Annotated in this window: 19 protein-coding genes and 1 tRNA gene; 6 read left to right on the top strand and 14 right to left on the bottom strand. The window is 67.4% G+C overall.

The features are described 5' to 3' along the window. Positions 1-16: 16 nt before the first annotated feature. From metB to L0976_RS08460, 3 genes are all read right to left on the bottom strand, one after another. Entirely contained in the window at positions 17-1183 is a 1167-nt protein-coding gene (metB, locus tag L0976_RS08470; protein ID WP_234186919.1) for a cystathionine gamma-synthase, read from the bottom strand. Between the two features lie 108 nt (positions 1184-1291). Continuing rightward, positions 1292-1639, bottom strand: coding sequence for a DUF488 domain-containing protein (locus tag L0976_RS08465; RefSeq protein ID WP_234186918.1), 348 nt, complete (start codon positions 1637-1639; stop codon positions 1292-1294). A 3-nt stretch (positions 1640-1642) separates the two neighbouring features. Further along, positions 1643-2269 (bottom strand): carbonic anhydrase, encoded by a 627-nt coding sequence (locus L0976_RS08460; protein ID WP_370643617.1) that lies wholly within the window; start codon positions 2267-2269, stop codon positions 1643-1645. Positions 2270-2601: 332 nt separating this feature from the next. Between L0976_RS08460 and rnk the strand changes: the two genes are divergently transcribed. Both rnk and L0976_RS08450 read left to right on the top strand, forming a co-directional pair. Then, the gene (rnk, locus tag L0976_RS08455) at positions 2602-3027 is read left to right on the top strand and encodes a nucleoside diphosphate kinase regulator (RefSeq protein ID WP_203317192.1); all 426 of its coding nucleotides are present in this window, start codon (positions 2602-2604) and stop codon (positions 3025-3027) included. Positions 3028-3183: 156 nt separating this feature from the next. Next, the gene (locus L0976_RS08450) at positions 3184-3714 is read left to right on the top strand and encodes a hypothetical protein (protein WP_234186916.1); all 531 of its coding nucleotides are present in this window, start codon (positions 3184-3186) and stop codon (positions 3712-3714) included. Positions 3715-3727: 13 nt separating this feature from the next. On the opposite strand, the gene gdhA is transcribed toward L0976_RS08450, so the two are convergent. From gdhA to L0976_RS08430, 4 genes are all read right to left on the bottom strand, one after another. Next, a complete protein-coding gene (gdhA, locus tag L0976_RS08445) occupies positions 3728-5080 on the bottom strand; it encodes an NADP-specific glutamate dehydrogenase (protein ID WP_234186915.1) in 1353 nt (450 codons plus the stop codon). 91 nt (positions 5081-5171) lie between these two features. Next, entirely contained in the window at positions 5172-6320 is a 1149-nt protein-coding gene (locus L0976_RS08440) for an HPP family protein (RefSeq protein ID WP_203319890.1), read from the bottom strand. Positions 6321-6508: 188 nt separating this feature from the next. Continuing rightward, positions 6509-6595 (bottom strand) — tRNA-Leu (locus tag L0976_RS08435). A 127-nt stretch (positions 6596-6722) separates the two neighbouring features. Further along, positions 6723-8150: a phosphomannomutase gene (locus L0976_RS08430; RefSeq protein WP_234186914.1), complete on the bottom strand. Its 1428-nt coding sequence runs from the start codon at positions 8148-8150 to the stop codon at positions 6723-6725. 149 nt (positions 8151-8299) lie between these two features. On the opposite strand from L0976_RS08430, the gene L0976_RS08425 reads away from it, so the two are divergent. Next, entirely contained in the window at positions 8300-8719 is a 420-nt protein-coding gene (locus tag L0976_RS08425; protein ID WP_234186913.1) for a BA14K family protein, read from the top strand. A 55-nt stretch (positions 8720-8774) separates the two neighbouring features. On the opposite strand, the gene L0976_RS08420 is transcribed toward L0976_RS08425, so the two are convergent. After that, positions 8775-9074 carry a SelT/SelW/SelH family protein gene (locus L0976_RS08420; protein ID WP_234186912.1) on the bottom strand — a complete coding sequence of 100 codons (300 nt, stop codon included), beginning with the start codon at positions 9072-9074 and terminating at the stop codon, positions 8775-8777. A gap of 178 nt (positions 9075-9252) precedes the next feature. Between L0976_RS08420 and L0976_RS08415 the strand changes: the two genes are divergently transcribed. Continuing rightward, a complete protein-coding gene (locus tag L0976_RS08415; protein ID WP_234186911.1) occupies positions 9253-9702 on the top strand; it encodes a DoxX family protein in 450 nt (149 codons plus the stop codon). Here the strand turns inward: L0976_RS08415 and L0976_RS08410 are convergent. Then, positions 9693-10091: a hypothetical protein gene (locus L0976_RS08410; protein ID WP_203317185.1), complete on the bottom strand. Its 399-nt coding sequence runs from the start codon at positions 10089-10091 to the stop codon at positions 9693-9695. The genes L0976_RS08415 and L0976_RS08410 overlap by 10 nt on opposite strands. Before the next feature lie 187 nt (positions 10092-10278). On the opposite strand from L0976_RS08410, the gene L0976_RS08405 reads away from it, so the two are divergent. Further along, on the top strand, positions 10279-11040 hold the full coding sequence (locus L0976_RS08405; protein ID WP_203317184.1) for a Crp/Fnr family transcriptional regulator: 762 nt from the start codon (positions 10279-10281) through the stop codon (positions 11038-11040). 31 nt (positions 11041-11071) lie between these two features. Here L0976_RS08405 and pyrC read toward each other — a convergent pair whose 3' ends face one another. The 5 genes from pyrC to L0976_RS08380 all read right to left on the bottom strand — a co-directional run bounded on the left by pyrC (position 11072) and on the right by L0976_RS08380 (position 15944). Next, entirely contained in the window at positions 11072-12112 is a 1041-nt protein-coding gene (pyrC, locus tag L0976_RS08400) for a dihydroorotase (RefSeq protein ID WP_234186910.1), read from the bottom strand. A gap of 61 nt (positions 12113-12173) precedes the next feature. Next, positions 12174-12797 (bottom strand): nucleoside triphosphate hydrolase, encoded by a 624-nt coding sequence (locus L0976_RS08395; RefSeq protein ID WP_203317182.1) that lies wholly within the window; start codon positions 12795-12797, stop codon positions 12174-12176. Next, positions 12794-13570 carry an ATP-binding cassette domain-containing protein gene (locus tag L0976_RS08390; protein WP_234186909.1) on the bottom strand — a complete coding sequence of 259 codons (777 nt, stop codon included), beginning with the start codon at positions 13568-13570 and terminating at the stop codon, positions 12794-12796. The genes L0976_RS08395 and L0976_RS08390 overlap by 4 nt, the downstream gene beginning before the upstream one ends. Then, positions 13570-14652: an ABC transporter permease gene (locus L0976_RS08385; protein WP_203317180.1), complete on the bottom strand. Its 1083-nt coding sequence runs from the start codon at positions 14650-14652 to the stop codon at positions 13570-13572. The genes L0976_RS08390 and L0976_RS08385 overlap by 1 nt, the downstream gene beginning before the upstream one ends. 266 nt (positions 14653-14918) lie before the next feature. Further along, positions 14919-15944 (bottom strand): sugar ABC transporter substrate-binding protein, encoded by a 1026-nt coding sequence (locus L0976_RS08380; RefSeq protein WP_203317179.1) that lies wholly within the window; start codon positions 15942-15944, stop codon positions 14919-14921. A 282-nt stretch (positions 15945-16226) separates the two neighbouring features. On the opposite strand from L0976_RS08380, the gene L0976_RS08375 reads away from it, so the two are divergent. Then, the gene (locus L0976_RS08375; protein WP_234186908.1) at positions 16227-17456 is read left to right on the top strand and encodes an ROK family transcriptional regulator; all 1230 of its coding nucleotides are present in this window, start codon (positions 16227-16229) and stop codon (positions 17454-17456) included. Position 17457 lies beyond the last annotated feature (1 nt).

Here is a 17457-nt window from a genome sequence, read left to right as displayed (position 1 = left end):
ATCCCTTTCTGGTTGCTCAGCAGGCCGAAAGGCCCGCATCGAGCCCGGCCAGCAGATCATCGACATGCTCGAGCCCGACGGAAAGCCGCAGCAGCCCGTCGCTTATGCCGGCCCGGGCGCGGGCGTCGGCGCCCATGTCGACATGGGTCATGGTCGCCGGATGCGCCACGAGGCTTTCGACGCCGCCGAGCGACTCGGCGAGCGTGAAGATCCTGACCGCCCGCACGAAGCGCCGCACCGCAGGCTCGCCGCCGGCAAGTTCGAAGCTCATCATGGCACCGAAACCCTGCTGCTGTCTTGCGGCAAGCGCGTGATCGGGATGGCCGGCAAGGCCGGGATAGTGCACGCGAGCGACGGCGGGATGGACGACCAGCCGTTCGGCGATCGCCATCGCGTTCCGCTCCTGCCCCGCCATGCGGGCGAAAAGGGTGCGAAGGCCGCGCAGGGTCAGCCAGGAATCGAAGGGCGCGGCGATGGCCCCGGTGACATTGGCCCAGTGGCGTAGCGCCCGGGCCTCCCCAGCATCCGCGGCGATCACCGCGCCGGCGATGACGTCGGAATGGCCGTTGAGGAACTTCGTCGTCGAATGCAGCACGTAATCCGCGCCGAGCGACAGCGGCTTCTGAAGGGCCGGCGACAGGAAAGTGTTGTCGACGGCGACGCGTGCGCCCGCCGCCCTGGCGAAGGCGGAAAGGGCCGCGATATCCACGACGCGCATCAGCGGATTGCTCGGCGTCTCGATCAGCACCAGCGCCGGATGGTCCCAGAGCCGCGTCCTGAAGGCTTCCATGTCGGACTGGTCGACCAGCCGCAGCCGGATCTGGCCGAGCCCGGCGCGCGCCTTCAGGAGCCGCATCGTGCCGCCGTAGCAATCGTGCGGCGCCAGCACCAGGCTGCCGACGGGAAGCCGCCCCACCAGGAGATCGACGGCGGCCATGCCGCTCGGCGTCAGCACCGCGCCCGCGCCGCCTTCCAGCTTCGCGATCGCTTCGGCCAGAAGGTCGCGCGTCGGGTTGCCGACGCGGCCATAGTCATAGGCGCGCGGCGTGTCGAAATCGGCGAACTGGTAGGTGCTGGAGAGATAGAGCGGCGGCGCGATGGCACCGAAGGCCGTATCGTCGGCCACGCCATGGGCCGCGGCGACGGTCTGCGGTTGAACCTCGTTCGCCGTCCGCTCGGGCATCGATGCTGCTCCTCTTTCACAATCGTGAAAATGGCGGCGATACGTACTTGTGACAAATGAATTCTATTGCGGTTTGACTACAAGATTCTTGCAGTCAACCGGAAAGCGCTATGCCGGCTTCGCCAGGAAGTCGGCAAGCACGGCGGCGTGGTTGTATTGCCGGTCGCGCGAACCGTAGAGCAGCGTGACCGTTCCCGCGGCGACCCGCTCGCGCAGCGCTTCCACCGCAGGGTTTTCCCGTAGCTCCTCGCGGTAGCGTTTCCGGAATTCCACCCAGCGTTCGGGCCTGTGGTCGAACCATTTGCGCAGGGCGGGCGTCGGCGCGATGTCCTTCATCCAGTCATCGAGCGCCGCCTTCTCCTTCGAGATGCCGCGCGGCCAGAGGCGGTCGACGAGGATGCGCTGACCGTCGTCAGGCCCCGGTTCGTCATAGACACGCTTGATCTGCACGGCCATGGCTCAGCCCTTCCGCCTGCCGCTCACCGTGCACTGAAGATCGGAAAGCAGGCCGTCCTTCAGGCCGTAGACCCAGCCGTGGATCGAAACGTCGCGGCCCGCCTGCCAGGCCGCCTGCAGGGTCGGCGTGCGGGCGAGGCGCTCGACCTGCGCGGCGATCGAGGCCTCGCAGAGCCGGTCGAGGTCGGCATCGCTCCACCCCTCGCATTCGCGGCATTCGAAGCGGCGGTCCGCCACGTCGCGCACCGGCTGCAGCCAATGGTCGATCAGCCCGAAGCGCTCGCCGCTGACCGCCGCGCGGATGCCGCCGCAGCCATAGTGCCCGCAGATGATGATGTGCTTCACGCCGAGCTGGTGGACTGCATATTCCACCACGGAGAGCATGTTGAGATCGGCCGGATGGATGAGGTTGGCGACATTGCGATGGACGAAGACCTCGCCCGGCTCCAGCCCGGCGATCACATTGGCCGGCACGCGGCTGTCGGAACAGCCGATCCACAGATAGTCCGGCTGCTGCAATTGCGTCAGGCGCTCGAAATAATCCGCCCTCTCCGCCTTGCGCTCGGCGGACCACGCCTTGTTCCTGGCAAGAAGGTCTTCGATCATCGCGGGGCCTCGCTCGTTCGGGATCGACGAGCTATCCGCGCCTATCTGGCTTCTGTCAAATCGACACGGCGTCGCACGGGGCGTTCGGCCGCATCGGCGCCGGGCGGCTTGACTTTCCCCGTCCGCTCACCCCATCATAAGGGCATGATGACCACGCACGACCTTGCCCGATTTCTGAAACGGTTGTTTCCTCTCGCAGGATACTAGCCCCCGGCTTGGTCGCGTCGCGCCCCGGCCGTGGGGCGATAGCGGTTCCGTGAAAAAACGAGAACCGCGCCAGACCAGCGCGACATGACCCTCACATTTCCATTTTCCGCGTGCCCTTCGGGCCGCAAGACCTATGTCGCGAGAGTGCCATGACCACCAAGACCAAGGCCGTTCGCCTGCCCGCCATCACGATCGCCCGTTCCGAATACGCGCGCCTTTCCAACCTTGCCGACATGCTGGCCGAGCGCGATCCGCATGCCGCCGAGCAGCTTGCCACCGAGCTCGACCGGGCGAAGGTCGTCGATGACGCCCGCATGGCGCCGGGCGTCATGCGCATCGGCGCCACCGCCGAATTCCAGATCGACGACGAGGCGCCGCAGACCGCCGAGCTCGTCTTCCCCGGCGATGCCGACATCTCGCGCCAGCGCATTTCCGTGCTGACGCCGGTCGGCGCGGCGCTCCTCGGCCTTTCGGCCGGCCAGTCAATCGAATGGGCCGCGCGCGACGGGCGGGTGCGGCGCCTCAGCGTCATCGCCGTTCACGCCGGCGCGCCGGATGCCGCCCGCGCCTCCTGAGGGCCGCGTGATGAAATTCCTGTCCTTCTCCCAGTCCGGGCGCATCGGGGGCTGCCTCGTCGCAGGATCGTGACCCCCTGCGCCGCACGCGCGGCCAGGGGGCCTCTCCACCACGAACCTTGCAAGCCCCGCCCGAAACGGCGGGCAGGATGGAGAATGACGATGAGACGGGATCCCGGGATGCTCACGGCGCGCGACAGCTACGTGCTGGAGAAGCTGCTGAACGGCTGGCCGCCGCTGACGGAGGAATGGCTGGCGCTTCTCAGGCGCAAGCTTTCGACGGCACGCCTGCCGCTCGGCGCGCCGATACCGGCTGGGCTGGCGACGGTCGATGCGCGCGTCGCCTTCCGCTGCGCGAGCGGGCTGACCGACAGCCGCACCCTCTGCCTTCCCGGCACCTACGCGCCCGGCAGCGCCTTCCTGCCGGTCACGACGTTCTACGGCCTTGCCCTGCTGGGGCTGCGCGAGGGCGAATCGCTGCGCTTCGACCGGCCGGAGGGACGGAGCGACTGGATCGTCCTGGAAAAGGTGCTGTTCCAGCCGGCCGCGGCGAAGGCCGCGACGGAAGAACCGGCATCCGAAGCCCGGCCGACGTTCCGGCTGGTGGCCGGCGGCCTCGACGGGCGGGCCTTCGTCGCCGCCAACGAGAACGGCCCCGGACCGGGTCCGGGGCCGTCGGTGGCCTGAAGCGAAAGGACGATCAGATCACGCCCTGGGCGCGCATCGCCTCCGCCACGCGGATGAAGCCGGCAATGTTGGCGCCGAGCACGTAGTTGCCCTTGGCGCCGTATTCCTCGGCCGTCCCGGCGCAACGGTCATGGATGCCCGCCATGATCTGGCCGAGCCGCTCGCGGGTCTGTTCGAAGCTCCAGCTATCGCGGCTGGCGTTCTGCTGCATTTCCAGCGCGGAGGTGGCGACGCCGCCGGCATTGGCCGCCTTGCCGGGGCCGAAAAGCACGCCCGTCTCCTGGAAGGCGCGCACGGCTTCGGGCGTCGAGGGCATGTTGGCGCCCTCGGCGACGGCGATGACGCCGTTCTTGATCAGCGTGCGGGCATCCTTGCCGGTAAGCTCGTTCTGCGTGGCGCAGGGCAGCGCGACATCGCAGGGCACGTCCCAGATCGACCCCTTGCCGGTGGCAATGAAATGCGAGCCCTTCTTCGCACGGGCATATTCGGACAAGCGTTCGCGGCGCACTTCCTTGATCTCCTTGACGAGATCGAGGTCGATGCCCTCCTCGTCGAGGATGTAGCCGCTGCTGTCCGAGCAGGCGACGACCCTGGCGCCATAGGCGATGGCCTGTTCCATGGCGTAGATCGCGACATTGCCCGAGCCGGAGACGGTGACGCGCTTGCCGGAGAAATCCGTGCCCTTCGTGGAGAGCATGGCCTGGGTGAAGTAGACCGCGCCGTAGCCGGTCGCTTCCTTGCGCACCAGCGAGCCGCCGTAGCTGAGGCCCTTGCCGGTGAAGACGCCGGCTTCGAAGCGGTTGGTCAGGCGCTTGTACTGGCCGAACATCCAGCCGATCTCGCGGCCGCTGACGCCGATGTCGCCGGCGGGCACGTCGGTGTACTCGCCGAGGTGGCGGTGCAGCTCGGTCATGAAGGACTGGCAGAAGCGCATGATCTCGAGGTCGGACTTGCCCTTCGGGTCGAAGTCCGAGCCGCCCTTGCCGCCGCCGATCGGCAGGCCCGTCAGCGCGTTCTTGAAGATCTGCTCGAAGCCGAGGAACTTGATGATGCCGAGATTGACGGAGGGATGGAAGCGAAGGCCGCCCTTGTAGGGACCGAGCGCCGAGTTGAACTGCACGCGGAAGCCGCGGTTGATCTGCACCTGGCCCTTGTCGTCGACCCACGGCACGCGGAAGATGATCTGGCGTTCCGGCTCGCAGATGCGCTCGATCAGCGCGTCCGCCAGGTAGCCGGGATGCTTGGAGACGACCTGCCCGAGGCTTTCCAGCACCTCGCGCACCGCCTGGTGGAACTCCGGCTCCGCCGGGTTGCGCTGCAGCACCTGGGCAAGGATGGGTTCAAGCTTCTCATCGACAGTCGCCATGGCGACACTCCTTTCGTCTCTCGGTCTCACATTTCCTGGATGGGGCGGCCGGTCTGGCGCCGGCCGGCCGGATGACATCGTCCGGGCATTTTCAGATACCCTGCCCGTGGCCGCCCATCAGGCCGGCCATACCGGTCCGGGAAAGGCTTCGTGCGAGCGTGGCCAGAAGATCGGTCTGGGAGATGATGCCGGCGACGCGGTTCGCCTCGTCGAGCACCACCACGGCATGGATCGTGCCGTCCGTCAGGCGCGGCAGGAGACCGATCGCCGGGTCGGCGGGCCGCACGGTCGCCGCCTCGGAAACGGGAAGGGGGGCGGACGGCGCCATGGCGGCAAGCTCGCGCAGGCCCACCGTGCCCAGCAGCCTCTCGCCGTCGAGCACCGGCAGCGTGCGGATATCGTGGCCGAGCAGCAGCGCCCGCGCCTCGTCCGCGCTTGCACCAAGCTGGATCGTCACGACGTCGCGCGACATGATGTCGGCGCAGGTGAGATCCCCGCGTTCGCGCAGCAGCGCCTGGAGCTCGACCTGCCGAAGCAGCGTGTCGAGGTCGGCGCGGCTGATGTCGAGCGTCTCGTTGAGGCTTTCGATGGCCGCGTCGATGTCCTGCGTGTTGAAGCCGACGCGGAAGGCGGGCGGCGGGTCGGCCGTGTTGTGCGCATTGACCGGGGCGACCGACTGCAGGTGCGGATACTGCCGGCCGGCGAGCCGATGGAACAGCATGCCGACGCCGACGAGGATGAGCGAATTGATCGCGACCGGCACGAGCGGGAACCAGAAGCCGGCGCGCGTGACGGCGGCCCCGCCGATGACGGCGGTGAGCGCGGCGGCGCCGCCCGGCGGATGCAGCGAGCGTGTGAGCGACATGGCGAGGATGGCAAGCGCCACGGCAAGGCCGATGGCGATGGCGGGATCGCGCACGAGCGTCAGCACCGCGACGCCGACGAAGGCGGAGATCGTGTTGCCGCCGACGATCGACCAGGGCTGGGCGAGCGGGCTTGCCGGTACCGCGAAGAGCAGGACGGCCGAAGCGCCGATGGGCGCGACGATCAGCGGAAGATGCGCATCGTTGCCCATGACGAGGCCGCAGACGAGACCGGTGATGCAGATGCCGATGAGGGCCCCGAGGCAGCCGATCAGGCGCTCCTTGAGCGTGGCGCCGGCCAGAATGGGGGTAAACAGCCGAAATTTGGACAGAATGCCCGTTTTCCGGGCATCGTGCTGCGATGGGGCCACGATAATCCTGATAAGAAGAAGGCAGATGATTATTTTCTAGGCTTATGTGCCGATCGCGCCGATCACGCAAGGGCGCAGCCGGAAGATTCTGTCTTGCCGGAAAAGAAGCGGGATGACGCTGTCCGCAGGCAACAAAAAAGCCCGGCAAGGCCGGGCTTTTTTTGGCATGTTCCGGAAAGTCCGGAACGGGAATTTGGTGCCCAGAAGAGGACTCGAACCTCCACACCCTTTCGAGTACCAGCACCTGAAGCTGGCGCGTCTACCAATTCCGCCATCTGGGCGACGGAGAGGCATGTAGAAGGAGCGCCCGCCGGTGTCAACAGGCTTTTTGAAGTTTTCGCAACAGCTTGGCGAAAAGCGCATGGCGGGCGAAAGTGCGCGGCGGCGGCAGACGCCCCAATGCGGCCGTCAGCGGCTCATCGCCCATTCGCGAATGCGTTCGAGGCCGGCCTCCAGCAGTTGTGCGGCCGCGGCCTCGTCGGCGGCCTCCACGTAGCAGCGCATTTCCGGCGCGTTGCCGGAGGGGCGGAAATGGATGACGCTCCCGTCTTCCAGCGTCACGCGCAGCCCGTCGACATCGCTCGTCTTCTGCGGCACGCCGATGGGCGCGAGGAAGGCGGCCAGGCGGCCGGCGCCCGAGCGCAGTTCGGCCATCAGCGCGGCGCTCGTCTCGACCGGGAAGTTCTCCAGCCGGTCGCTCGCGGCGGCCGGAAGGGAGAAGTCCGCGACGACCTGCGAGAGCGGCCGCTCCGCCGCCGCCAGCGCCAGCACGGCCAGCACCGGCATCAGGCTGTCGCGGGTCGGCAGCGGCGCGAGCGCCGCACCGTTCACCGTGAAGCGTGTCGCCGTCAGCGTGCCGCCGTTCGCCTCGAAGCCCGCGACGGCCGTTTCGCCGGCGGCGACGGCCTCGTTCATCGCGGCGATGACATAGGGCGAGCCGACCCTGGTGCGCAGCACGCTGCCGGCGACCGCCGCCTCGATGCCGGAATTGGACGTGACGGGCGTCGCGACGGCCGTCGCGCCGAGGAAGCGGCTGGCGACGAGGCCGACGAGATCGCCGCGGATCGGCGTGCCGGTCTCGTCGGTGATGAGCGGCCGGTCGCCGTCGCCGTCGGCCGAGACGATGGCGTGCAGGCCGTGCTGGACGGCCCAGCCCTGCAGCAGCGCGACGGTCTCGGGCGAGACGGCTTCCGTGTCCACGGGGATGAAGGTCTGCGAGCGGCCGAGCGCGACCACGTCCGCGCCGTAATGGGCGAGCACCGAGACGAAGAGATCGCGCGCCACCGTCGAATGCTGGTAGACGCCGATCCGCAGGCCGGAAAGGCTGCCCGCCGGCAGGAGCGCGCGGTTGCGCTCGCCGTAGAGTGCCATGGCCGCTTCGTGGAGACCGTCTGCCTCCTCCTGCGCGCCGTCGAAGACCACGCCCTCGGCGCCGAGCGCGTCCGCGGCGGCGGTGATGGCGGCTTCGTCCGCCTTGTCGATCTCGCCGTCCGGGCGGTAGAACTTGATGCCGTTGCGGTCGGCGGGAATGTGCGAGCCCGTCACCATCAGGCAGGCTGCCTTGCGGCGGAGGCAGAGCAGCGCAAGCGCCGGGGTGGGCAGTTCGCCGCAATCGCGCGGGGCAAGGCCCGCCTTGCGCAGCGCGGCGATGGCGATGGCCGAGATCGCGGGGCTCGAGGCGCGGAAGTCGCGGCCGATCAGGATCTCGTCGCCCGGCTGCGCGAGGCCCGCCGAAAGGAGATGGCGCGCGAAGGCCGTGGCATAGAGCGCGCTCGCCGGCCCCTCCAGATCCACCGAAAGGCCGCGCAGGCCGCTGGTTCCGAATTTCAGGCTCATGCTGTCCCCTCATGCCTCTTGCGGATCGAGAATCCGGCGCTACATCCCGCCCAGGCGCGGTTGCGACCATCAATAAAACAAAATGCGTGAACGTAATGCAAAGCAGGGACGTGTCAGGGAAATATCCCGCCAGGAACAGTGAGGATCACATGTCGAAGATTCGTAATCTCGTTTTTGGGTGCGCGATGGGCATCGCCTCCGCAGTTGCGCCCCTGGGGGCGGCCGAGGCCGTCCCGCTCGCCGTGCCGGACATGAAGCTTCAGACGAGGAGCGACGTCACCAAGGCGCAGGTGGATTTCTGCATCGGCTATGACTGCGGCTGGGACCGCCCCTATTATCAGCGGCGCCACTACCGGCCGTATTACGGCTACGAGCGCCGCTACTATCGTCCGCGCTACGTGCAACCACGCTATGAGCATCCGCGCTATGAGCAGCCGCGCTACTATGGCGGCGGGCGGAGCGCGCATGTGCGCTGGTGCCTCAACCGCTACCGCACCTACGATCCCGGCACGAACCGCTACCATGCCGGCGGCGGCATCTACCGGCTCTGCTACTCGCCCTACCGATAGGCCGGGCGACCTTACGGCCATCATGGCGGCGGCGGGCTTGCCCGCCGTTCGCGTCTCAGCCGGCAGGTTCGCCCGCCCTGTCGGTATGGCCGAGATCGCGGCCGGGCTCGATTATGTCGCGCACCCGCTGCTTCAACTCCTTGGGACCGGGAAAACCGCCATCGCGCTTGCGCTCCCACACGAGCGCCTCGCCGACGCGGATCTCGAAATTGCCGCCGGTGCCGGGAATGAGCGCCACTTCCCCGAGCGCATCGGAAAAGGTCGACAAAAGCTCCTGCGCCATCCAGCCGGCGCGGAGCAGCCAGTTGCACTGGGTGCAGTAGAGAATGGAAACGCGCGGCTTTTGCCCGGACATGGCGACCTCCCTTGTCGAGGCGAAGCATATAGCAGGCGCCGCGGTTTGGCACGCGCCGGATCGCGGCCGGCTCACGGAAATGTCAACTCATTTCATCATGTTTTGTCGCCGGACGCCTTGCGGCCTCCCGATTCCTGAAACACAGGAGACGGAACGCAACATTCCGACAGGAGCATCGATGACCGAGCTTGCCCCCAACCGTCCCCGCCTGATCATTCCCTCGCTGGGCGGCCTCTATTCGGCGCTGCATGAAAGCGCGGAAACGATCCTGCGCGTCGTGACCGGCCTGCTTCTCGTCAGCCACGGCTACGGCAAGATCCTCGACCCCTTCGGCGCCAGCGGCATGGTCGAGAGCCTCGGCTTCTATCCCGGTGCCTTCTGGTCGCCGCTGCTTGCCGCCACCGAATTCTTCGGCGGCATCCTGATCGCGATCGGCCTCTTCACCCGCCCGGCCGCCTTCGCGGCGACGATCGTGCTCGCCGTCACCGTCTATTTCCACGGCATCGTGCAGGGCGAGGGCGTGATGGGCGCGGAGAAGTCCATCCTCTGGATGCTCATCCTCTTCTTCTTCGCGGTCCGCGGCGCCAACAGCCACTCCGTCGACGCCAGGCTCGGCCGTCAGTTCTGACCGGCCTGCCCGGGCGGCGTCGGGCCGCGCCGCAACCTTTGCTTCACGAGGGCGACCAGCGTCTCGCCCTCGTAGGGCTTCGTGACGACCGGTATGATCTCGAACCCCTCGACACCGTCGCGGTGGACTTCGCAGACGGTGGTGAAAAGCAGGGGCACGCGCTCGGCGATCAGCCGCGCGATCCGCGGGGCGATCTCGGCCAGGCCGAGCGGCACGTCGAGCAGGCACAGATCGACATCCGCCAGCGCGGCCGCATCCCACAGGTCCACCTGCTCGGGCCGCAGCAGCGTAATGCGGCATTCCAATGCCGACTTGATCAGATATTCCGCATCGAGCGCGATCAGGAACTCGCGCTCGGCAATCAAGATGTGCGGAATAGAAGGTTCCATGGTGCCGCACTCCTCATCCATGTGAAATCGCCGCGAAGGACGATTCGGGAGGCGGGACTGTGAGGCCGGGGCCGGCAGGCGTCATTTAAAAAAGACATAGTGCGAACGCGCGGGGAACAATTGCGGATGCGGCGCATTGTCCACGCCAGCCAAGCCAGCCGGTCCTGGCCGAAGACACGGAGGTCAGATGGCGAGCGGCACCACGGCCAACCAGCATTCGAAATGGCGCACGCCCTGCCAGCAATGTCCGTTGCGAAGCCTTTCCACGTTCCGGGACTTTTCCGCCAAGGAGCTCGAATTCGTCGCGCAGTTCAAGAGCGGCGAACTGTCGATCGAGCGCGGCGCGACGATCCTCGTCGAGGGCATGCACAGCGCCCATCTCTTCACCCTGCTCTCCGGCTGGGCCTTCCGCTACAAGCTGCTGCCGGACGGGCGCCGGCAGATCATGAACTACGTCCTGCCCGGCGATCTCGTCGGTCTCCAGGGCAGCCTGATGGACGAGATGGACCACTCGGTCGAAGCCCTGACGCCGGTGACGCTCTGCGTCTTCGAGCGATCGAAGCTGGAGAAGCTTTTCGAGCGCCATGCCTCGCTGGCCTACGACGTCACCTGGATCGCCGCGCATGAGGAACGCATCCTCGACGAGCACCTGCTCAGCGTCGGCCGGCGCACGGCGCTGGAGCGCACCGCCTACCTGCTCTCCTTCATCCACCAGCGCGCCCATTCGGTGGGCCTCAACGGCGGCCGGCGCGTCATTCCCATCACCCAGCAGCATGTCGCCGACACGCTCGGCCTCTCGCTCGTCCATACGAACAAGACGCTGCGCAAGCTTGCCGACCGCAAGCTGATGCGCTGGCACGACAGGGGCTGCGAAATCCTCGACGAGGACGGCCTGCTGGCGCTGGCCGACTGGGAAGGGCTGCGGGGCGGATTGCGGCCCTTCATCTGATCTTTCGGTGCCGTGCGTGCCCGGCGGCTTCTCAGGCGACGTCCCAGTGCAGCGGGAACATCGGGTCGAACACCGTCACCGGCCCCGCGCCCGTCTCGATCTTCGCGGGGAAGGACACGGGCGCCTCCCGCCTGACGAGGCGGATCGTCTCCTCGTTTACCGGCAGGCCGTACCAAGCCGGGCCGTTCAGCGAGGCGAAGGCTTCGAGCCTGTCGAGCGCGCCCTCCTCCTCGAAGACATGGGCAAGGCAGCTCATCGTGTTGATCGAGGTGTAGATGCCGGCGCAGCCGCAGGCGCATTCCTTCAACGGATCGACATGCGGCGCGCTGTCCGTGCCGAGGAAGAAGCGCCTGTCGCCGGAGGTCGCGGCGGCGCGCAGCGCCAGCCGGTGCTCCTCGCGCTTGGCGACGGGCAGGCAGTAGTAATGCGGCTTGATACCGCCGACGAGGATGGCGTTGCGGTTGATGATCAGGTGATGGGTGGTGATCGAGCCGGCGAGGTTGTCCTTCGCCGCCCTGATGTAGTCGATGCCGTTCCGCGTCGTCACATGCTCCATGGTGACGCGCAGCTCGGGCAGGCGCCTGCGCAGCGGGTCCAGCACCGTCTCGATGAACACGGCCTCGCGGTCGAAGATATCGACCTCGGGCGTCGTGACCTCGCCGTGCACGCAGAGCGTCAGGCCGATCTTCGCCATTCGCTCCAGCACCGGCATCGCCTTGTCCATGTCGCGCACGCCGCCATGGGAATTGGTCGTCGCGCCGGCCGGATAGAGTTTTACCGCACGGATCAGGCCGCTTTTGTAGCCGGCTTCCACGTCGTCGGGATCGGTGTGCTCGGTGAGGTAGAGCGTCATCAGCGGCTCGAACCGGTCGCCCTTCGGCACCGCGGCGCGGATGCGGTCGCGGTAGGCGGCCGCGTCCGCCGTGGTGACGACCGGCGGCACGAGGTTCGGCATGATGATGGCGCGGGCGAAATGGCGGCTGGTGTCGGCGATCACGCCTTCCAGCATGGCCCCGTCGCGCAGGTGCAGGTGCCAGTCATCGGGCCGGCGGATGGTGAGTTCTGTGGTCATCGGCGTCTCTCCCGCGTCTTTGCGGCTGCGATAGCATCCGCGCGCCGCAAGGACAATCGCCTCAAAAGAGGTCGATATGGAGATCGGCGGGGCGGGAATTCTCCAGGATGCGCTTTCCGTTCGGCAGGTCGTTGCCGTAGAGCTTCCAGCCGATCTGGTCCTCCGGCAGCGCATAGCCCAGCCAGCGCTGGCGCAGCCGCGCCTCCAGCACAGGATAGGGCGGGCCGACGAAGATGGTGAAGTCGAAGACGCCGTCGAGCCTGTCCCACGGCGAATCCTTGAAGAGCAGGTAGTTGCCCTCCGCGATGATGAAGCGCGTTTCCCCGGGAATGGCGCGCGCGGCATTGATGGCAAGCTCGCGCGCGCGGTCGAAGACCGGCACGAGCACCTCGCCGTCCGCCTTTTTCAGCGCGTGGACGATGTCGATGAAGCCGCGGCCGTCGAAGCTCTCCGGCACGCCCTTGCGCTGAAGCAGGCCGCGCGCCGCGAGGATGCCGTTGTCCATGTGGAAGCCGTCCATCGGCAGGATCTCGGCGCTCTCGCCGCGGGCGAGGAGGCCCTCGCGCAGCGCGTCCGCCAGCGTCGACTTGCCGGCCGCCGGCGGGCCGGCGAGGCCGACGAGGAAGCGGCGCGCGTCTCCCGCGCGCCGCAACACCGCATCCACGATCGTGGCAGGCGAGATCATGCGGCAATGGCCTCCGGCACCTTGGCCCCCGTCATGAAGGCGACAGCATCGGACATGGTGTAGTCCTTCGGGTCGATGACGGTCAATCGCCGGCCGAGGCGGTGGATATGGATGCGGTCCGCCACCTCGAAGACATGCGGCATGTTGTGCGAGATGAGCACGATGGGGATGCCGCGCCGGCGCACGTCGAGGATGAGCTCCAGCACGCGCCGGCTCTCTTTGACGCCGAGCGCCGCCGTCGGCTCGTCGAGGATGATGACCTTCGAGCCGAAGGCCGCCGCGCGGGCCACGGCCACGCCCTGGCGCTGGCCGCCCGAAAGCGTCTCCACCGCCTGGTTGATGTTCTGGATCGTCATCAGGCCGAGTTCGGAAAGCTTGTCGCGGGCGAATTTCTCCATCGCGCTCCGGTCGAGCTTGCGGAAGACGCTGCCCATGACGCCGGGCTTCCTGATCTCGCGGCCGAGGAACATGTTGTCGGCGATCGAGAGCGCCGGCGAGAGCGCGAGGTTCTGGTAGACGGTCTCGATACCGGCTTTCTGCGCGTCGATGGGCGAGCGGAAGCTGACCGGCTGGCCCTCCAGCCTGATCTCGCCCTCGTCCGGCGTGATGGCGCCGGAAATGGCCTTGATCATCGACGACTTGCCCGCGCCGTTGTCGCCGATCACGGCGAGGATCTCGCCGGGATAGAGGTCGAAGTCGGCATTGTCGAGGGCGGTGACGCGGCCGTATCGCTTGACCAGACCGCGTGCGGTGAGAATGGGTTCGAGAGCCATCAGCCTGCTACCTTTCTGATCCACTGGTCGATTGCGACGGCCGAGATGATGAGGACGCCGATCAGGAGGTAGGTCCATTGCGGGTCCGTGCCGATGAGGCGAAGGCCGAGCGAGAAGACGCCGACGATGAGCGCGCCGAAGATCATGCCGAGGATCGAGCCGCGCCCGCCGAACAGCGAGAGGCCGCCGATCACCACCGCCGTGATGGATTCGATGTTGGCGAACTGGCCGGCGGTCGGCGAGACCGAGCCGATGCGGCCGATGAGCGCCCAGCCGGCGAGCGCGCAGATGAGGCCGGACAGCGTATAGACCGAGACCAGCATGCGCTTGACGTTGACGCCGGCCAGCTCCGCCGCATCAGGGTCGTCGCCGACCGCATAGACATGGCGGCCCCAGGCGGTGTGGTTCAGCACGTACCAGAGGACGGCGACGAGCAGCACCATGGCGATGACGCCGTAGGTGAAGACGGCGCTGCCGAGCTTGAGGTTGTTGCCGAAGAACTGCAGCAGCGGGGCCTGCGTGGCGATGTCCTGCGAGCGGATCGTCTCGTTGGCTGAATAGAGGAAGTTCGAGGCGAGGATGACCTGCCACATGCCGAGCGTGACGATGAAGGGCGGCAGCTTCATGCGGGCGACGAGCAGGCCGTTGATATAGCCGCAGAGCGCGCCGCAGGCCAGGCCGCAGGCGACCGCCACAGCTGGCGGCAGGCCGTAGCGGAAGGTGAACTGGCCCATGACGACGGAGGAGAGCACCATGATCGCGCCGACCGAAAGGTCGATGCCCGCGGTCAGGATCACCAGCGTCTGCGCCGCGCCGACGATGCCGACGATCGCCACCTGCTGGAGGATGAGCGTCAGCGTGAAGGCGGAGAAGAACTTGCCGCCGAGAACGGCGCCGAACACCGCCACCGAGAGCACCAGCACGATCAGCGGCACGGCCGATGGGCTGCCGTGCAGGAAGTGCTGGAACTTCTGGAGGGGCGTCTTGTCGTTGGTATCGAAGGATGCGACCTGCGTCGAGCTGCCCGATAGCACCTTCTCGAATTCCTGCGATGGCTGCGAGGCCGTCGTTGTCTCACTCATGATCCTGGTCCTCCCCTTCCGGTGCCGACCGTCGCGGCGTTTCCCGGATGAAATGGTGCACGGACGCATCGATAGGGCGCCTTGCGCACCTGCCGCCGTCTTCGGGCGGCCTCCTCCCGCAAGCGGTCCCGGCTCTCGCCGCCGCCTGTAGAAGAAAGGTGCCCATGTCTTTTCGCGATTGTCAAAGCAGCAGGGGTGCGCCTTGCGTCACCCGGTCCGTCCGTGGCGGATGGCCGGCCCGGTCAAGCCGGGCCGGCCGGGAGCTCTCAGCCCCAGCACTTTTCCTTGCCGGCCTTGGTGTCGATCGATTCGACGCCTGCGGCCGGCTTGTCGGTGACGAGGGCGACGCCCGTGTCGAAGAAGTCCTTGCCTTCGGTCGCCTTCGGCTTCTCGCCGGTGTCGGCGAAGGTCTTGATCGCCTCGATGCCGAGGGCGGCCATCATCAGCGGATATTGCTGCGAGGTCGCGCCGATGACGCCGTCGATGACGTTCTGGACGCCCGGGCAACCGCCGTCGACCGAGACGATCAGCACGTCCTTTTCCTTGCCGACGGCCTTCAGCGCCTCATAGGCGCCGGCGGCGGCCGGTTCGTTGATCGTGTGCACGACGTTGATGGACGGATCCTTCTGCAGGAGGTTTTCCATGGCGGTGCGGCCGCCTTCCTCGTTGCCGTTGGTGATGTCGTGGCCGACGATGCGCGGATCGTCCTCGTCGCCGATCTTGTTGATGTCCTTCACGTCGATGCCGAAGCCCTTCATGAAGCCCTGGTCGCGCAGCACGTCGACCGACGGCTGGGAGGGCGTCAGGTCGAGGAAGGCGACCCTGGCATCCTTGGCAGCATCGCCGAGCGTGGCGGCGGCCCACTTGCCGATCAGCTCGCCGGCCAGCAGGTTGTCGGTGGCAAAGGTCATGTCGGCGGCATCGATCGGCTCGAGCGGCGTGTCGAGGGCGATGACGAGGAGGCCCGCGTCGCGCGCCTTCTGCACGGAGGGAACGATGCCCTTGGTGTCGGAGGCGGTGATCAGGATGCCCTTGGCGCCATCGGCGATGCAGGTCTCGATGGCCGCGACCTGGCTTTCCGAGTCGCCGTCGATCTTGCCGGCGTAGGATTTCAGCGTGACGCCGAGTTCCTTGGCCTTCGCCTCGGCGCCTTCCTTCATCTTGACGAAGAAGGGATTGGTGTCGGTCTTGGTGATCAGGCAGGCGCCGACATCGGCGGCAGAGGCCGGCGCGGCAAAGGCGACGCCGAGCGCAAGCGCGCCGAGAGCGGCGGAAATCATCGTCTTCTTCATGGTATCCTCCCAAGGACGAAACGGGACGCGCCCCACTTGCGGGACCGTCCGGTCGCAGGGGCCGGGGGCTCCTCCGCCGGTCAACCTTGCTTCCGGCCATGATGAGATCATCAAAGGAAATGCGTGTCAATAAATAAATCGAATTGAATTATTAATCCGATGTGGCATGCTCCGCAGGATCGGGCCAGAACCCGGCGGCATCGTTTCCGGTGGAAGAGCGGAGCGCCAGCCGATAAGAGGACCGGAAGGCCGATTTGCGCCCAACCGGCATGGGAGGAGACGATGACAAAGAACGCCGCGGCGGCATCCGCGTCGCCGGCCGAGATTCTCGACCCGTCCGGGGGCGCCAACCAGGTGCGCGTGCGCGCCTATAACGAGCGCCTGGTCATGTCGCTGGTGCGCCGGCACGGCAGCCTTTCCAAGGCGGAGATCGCCCGGCGCAGCGGGCTTTCCGCCCAGACCGTCACCGTCATCATGCGGGCGCTCGAGGCCGAGGGGCTGCTGATGCGCGGCACGCCGATGCGCGGCAAGGTCGGCCAACCCTCGGTGCCCATGCTGCTCAATCCCGACGCCGTCTATTCCTTCGGGCTGAAGATCGGCCGCCGCAGCGCCGACATCGTGATGATGGATTTCGTCGGCGGCATCCGCCGACGGGTGCGGCGGACGTTCGCCTATCCCATGCCCGGCCCGCTGCTCGCCTTCGTCGAGGAGGGGCTGGCGGAACTGGAGGCGGCGATCACGCCGGAGGAGCGCGCCCGCATCGCCGGCTTCGGCGTCGCCACGCCCTTCGAGCTGTGGAGCTGGGCGAGCGAAGTGGGCGCGCCGCAGGCCGACATGGACCAGTGGCGCGGCGTCGACCTGGAGGCGGAGATCGCCCGGCGCGTGCCCTATCCCGTCGTGCTGCAGAACGATGCGACGAGCGCCTGTGCGGCCGAGCTCGTCTTCGGCCTCGGCCCGCAATATCCCGATTTCCTCTATCTCTTCATCGGTTCCTTCATCGGCGGCGGCGTGGTGCTGAACTCGGCGCTCTTCACCGGCCGCACCGGCACGGCCGGCGCGATCGGCCCGCTGCCCGTGCAGGGCCGCGACGGCGGGACGGTGCAGCTCCTGAAGATCGCCTCCATCTACCGGCTGGAAAACCTGCTGCGCGAACACGGGATCGACCCGGAGCCGCTCTGGTATTCGCCAGACGACTGGGTCGATTTCGGCGCACCGCTCGACATCTGGATCGAGGATACGGCCGCCGCCCTCGCCCAGGCGGTCGTCGCCTCGGCGTCCGTCATCGACTTTTCCGCCGTGATCATCGACGGCGGCTTTCCAGCCTGGATGCGCGAGCGCGTAGTCGCGGCGACGCAGGCCGCCGTCGCCCGGCTCGACCTCCAGGGCGTGACACTGCCGGAAATCGTCGCGGGCGCCGTCGGCAGCCATGCCCGCTCGATCGGCGGGGCGAGCCTGCCGCTGTTCTCCCGCTATCTTCCCGACCAGAACGTCCTCTTCAAGGAGCTTGCCTGAA

It is taken from the genome of Shinella sp. NM-101 (genome assembly GCF_021401195.1).
Lineage (GTDB): Bacteria > Pseudomonadota > Alphaproteobacteria > Rhizobiales > Rhizobiaceae > Shinella.
The sequence above is the reverse complement of the archived record's forward strand: the minus strand, read 5'-3'. Positions and strand labels throughout refer to the sequence as shown.

Bases quoted from the DNA above. Each gene is read 5' to 3' on its own strand.
- metB (WP_234186919.1), bottom strand. From the start codon at position 1,183: ATGCCCGAGCGGACGGCGAACGAGGTTCAACCGCAGACCGTCGCCGCG.
- L0976_RS08465 (WP_234186918.1), bottom strand. From the start codon at position 1,639: ATGGCCGTGCAGATCAAGCGTGTCTATGACGAACCGGGGCCTGACGAC.
- rnk (WP_203317192.1), top strand. From the start codon at position 2,602: ATGACCACCAAGACCAAGGCCGTTCGCCTGCCCGCCATCACGATCGCC.
- L0976_RS08450 (WP_234186916.1), top strand. From the start codon at position 3,184: ATGACGATGAGACGGGATCCCGGGATGCTCACGGCGCGCGACAGCTAC.
- gdhA (WP_234186915.1), bottom strand. From the start codon at position 5,080: ATGGCGACTGTCGATGAGAAGCTTGAACCCATCCTTGCCCAGGTGCTG.
- L0976_RS08430 (WP_234186914.1), bottom strand. From the start codon at position 8,150: ATGAGCCTGAAATTCGGAACCAGCGGCCTGCGCGGCCTTTCGGTGGAT.
- L0976_RS08425 (WP_234186913.1), top strand. From the start codon at position 8,300: ATGTCGAAGATTCGTAATCTCGTTTTTGGGTGCGCGATGGGCATCGCC.
- L0976_RS08420 (WP_234186912.1), bottom strand. From the start codon at position 9,074: ATGTCCGGGCAAAAGCCGCGCGTTTCCATTCTCTACTGCACCCAGTGC.
- L0976_RS08415 (WP_234186911.1), top strand. From the start codon at position 9,253: ATGACCGAGCTTGCCCCCAACCGTCCCCGCCTGATCATTCCCTCGCTG.
- L0976_RS08410 (WP_203317185.1), bottom strand. From the start codon at position 10,091: ATGGAACCTTCTATTCCGCACATCTTGATTGCCGAGCGCGAGTTCCTG.
- L0976_RS08405 (WP_203317184.1), top strand. From the start codon at position 10,279: ATGGCGAGCGGCACCACGGCCAACCAGCATTCGAAATGGCGCACGCCC.
- pyrC (WP_234186910.1), bottom strand. From the start codon at position 12,112: ATGACCACAGAACTCACCATCCGCCGGCCCGATGACTGGCACCTGCAC.
- L0976_RS08395 (WP_203317182.1), bottom strand. From the start codon at position 12,797: ATGATCTCGCCTGCCACGATCGTGGATGCGGTGTTGCGGCGCGCGGGA.
- L0976_RS08390 (WP_234186909.1), bottom strand. From the start codon at position 13,570: ATGGCTCTCGAACCCATTCTCACCGCACGCGGTCTGGTCAAGCGATAC.
- L0976_RS08385 (WP_203317180.1), bottom strand. From the start codon at position 14,652: ATGAGTGAGACAACGACGGCCTCGCAGCCATCGCAGGAATTCGAGAAG.
- L0976_RS08380 (WP_203317179.1), bottom strand. From the start codon at position 15,944: ATGAAGAAGACGATGATTTCCGCCGCTCTCGGCGCGCTTGCGCTCGGC.
- L0976_RS08375 (WP_234186908.1), top strand. From the start codon at position 16,227: ATGACAAAGAACGCCGCGGCGGCATCCGCGTCGCCGGCCGAGATTCTC.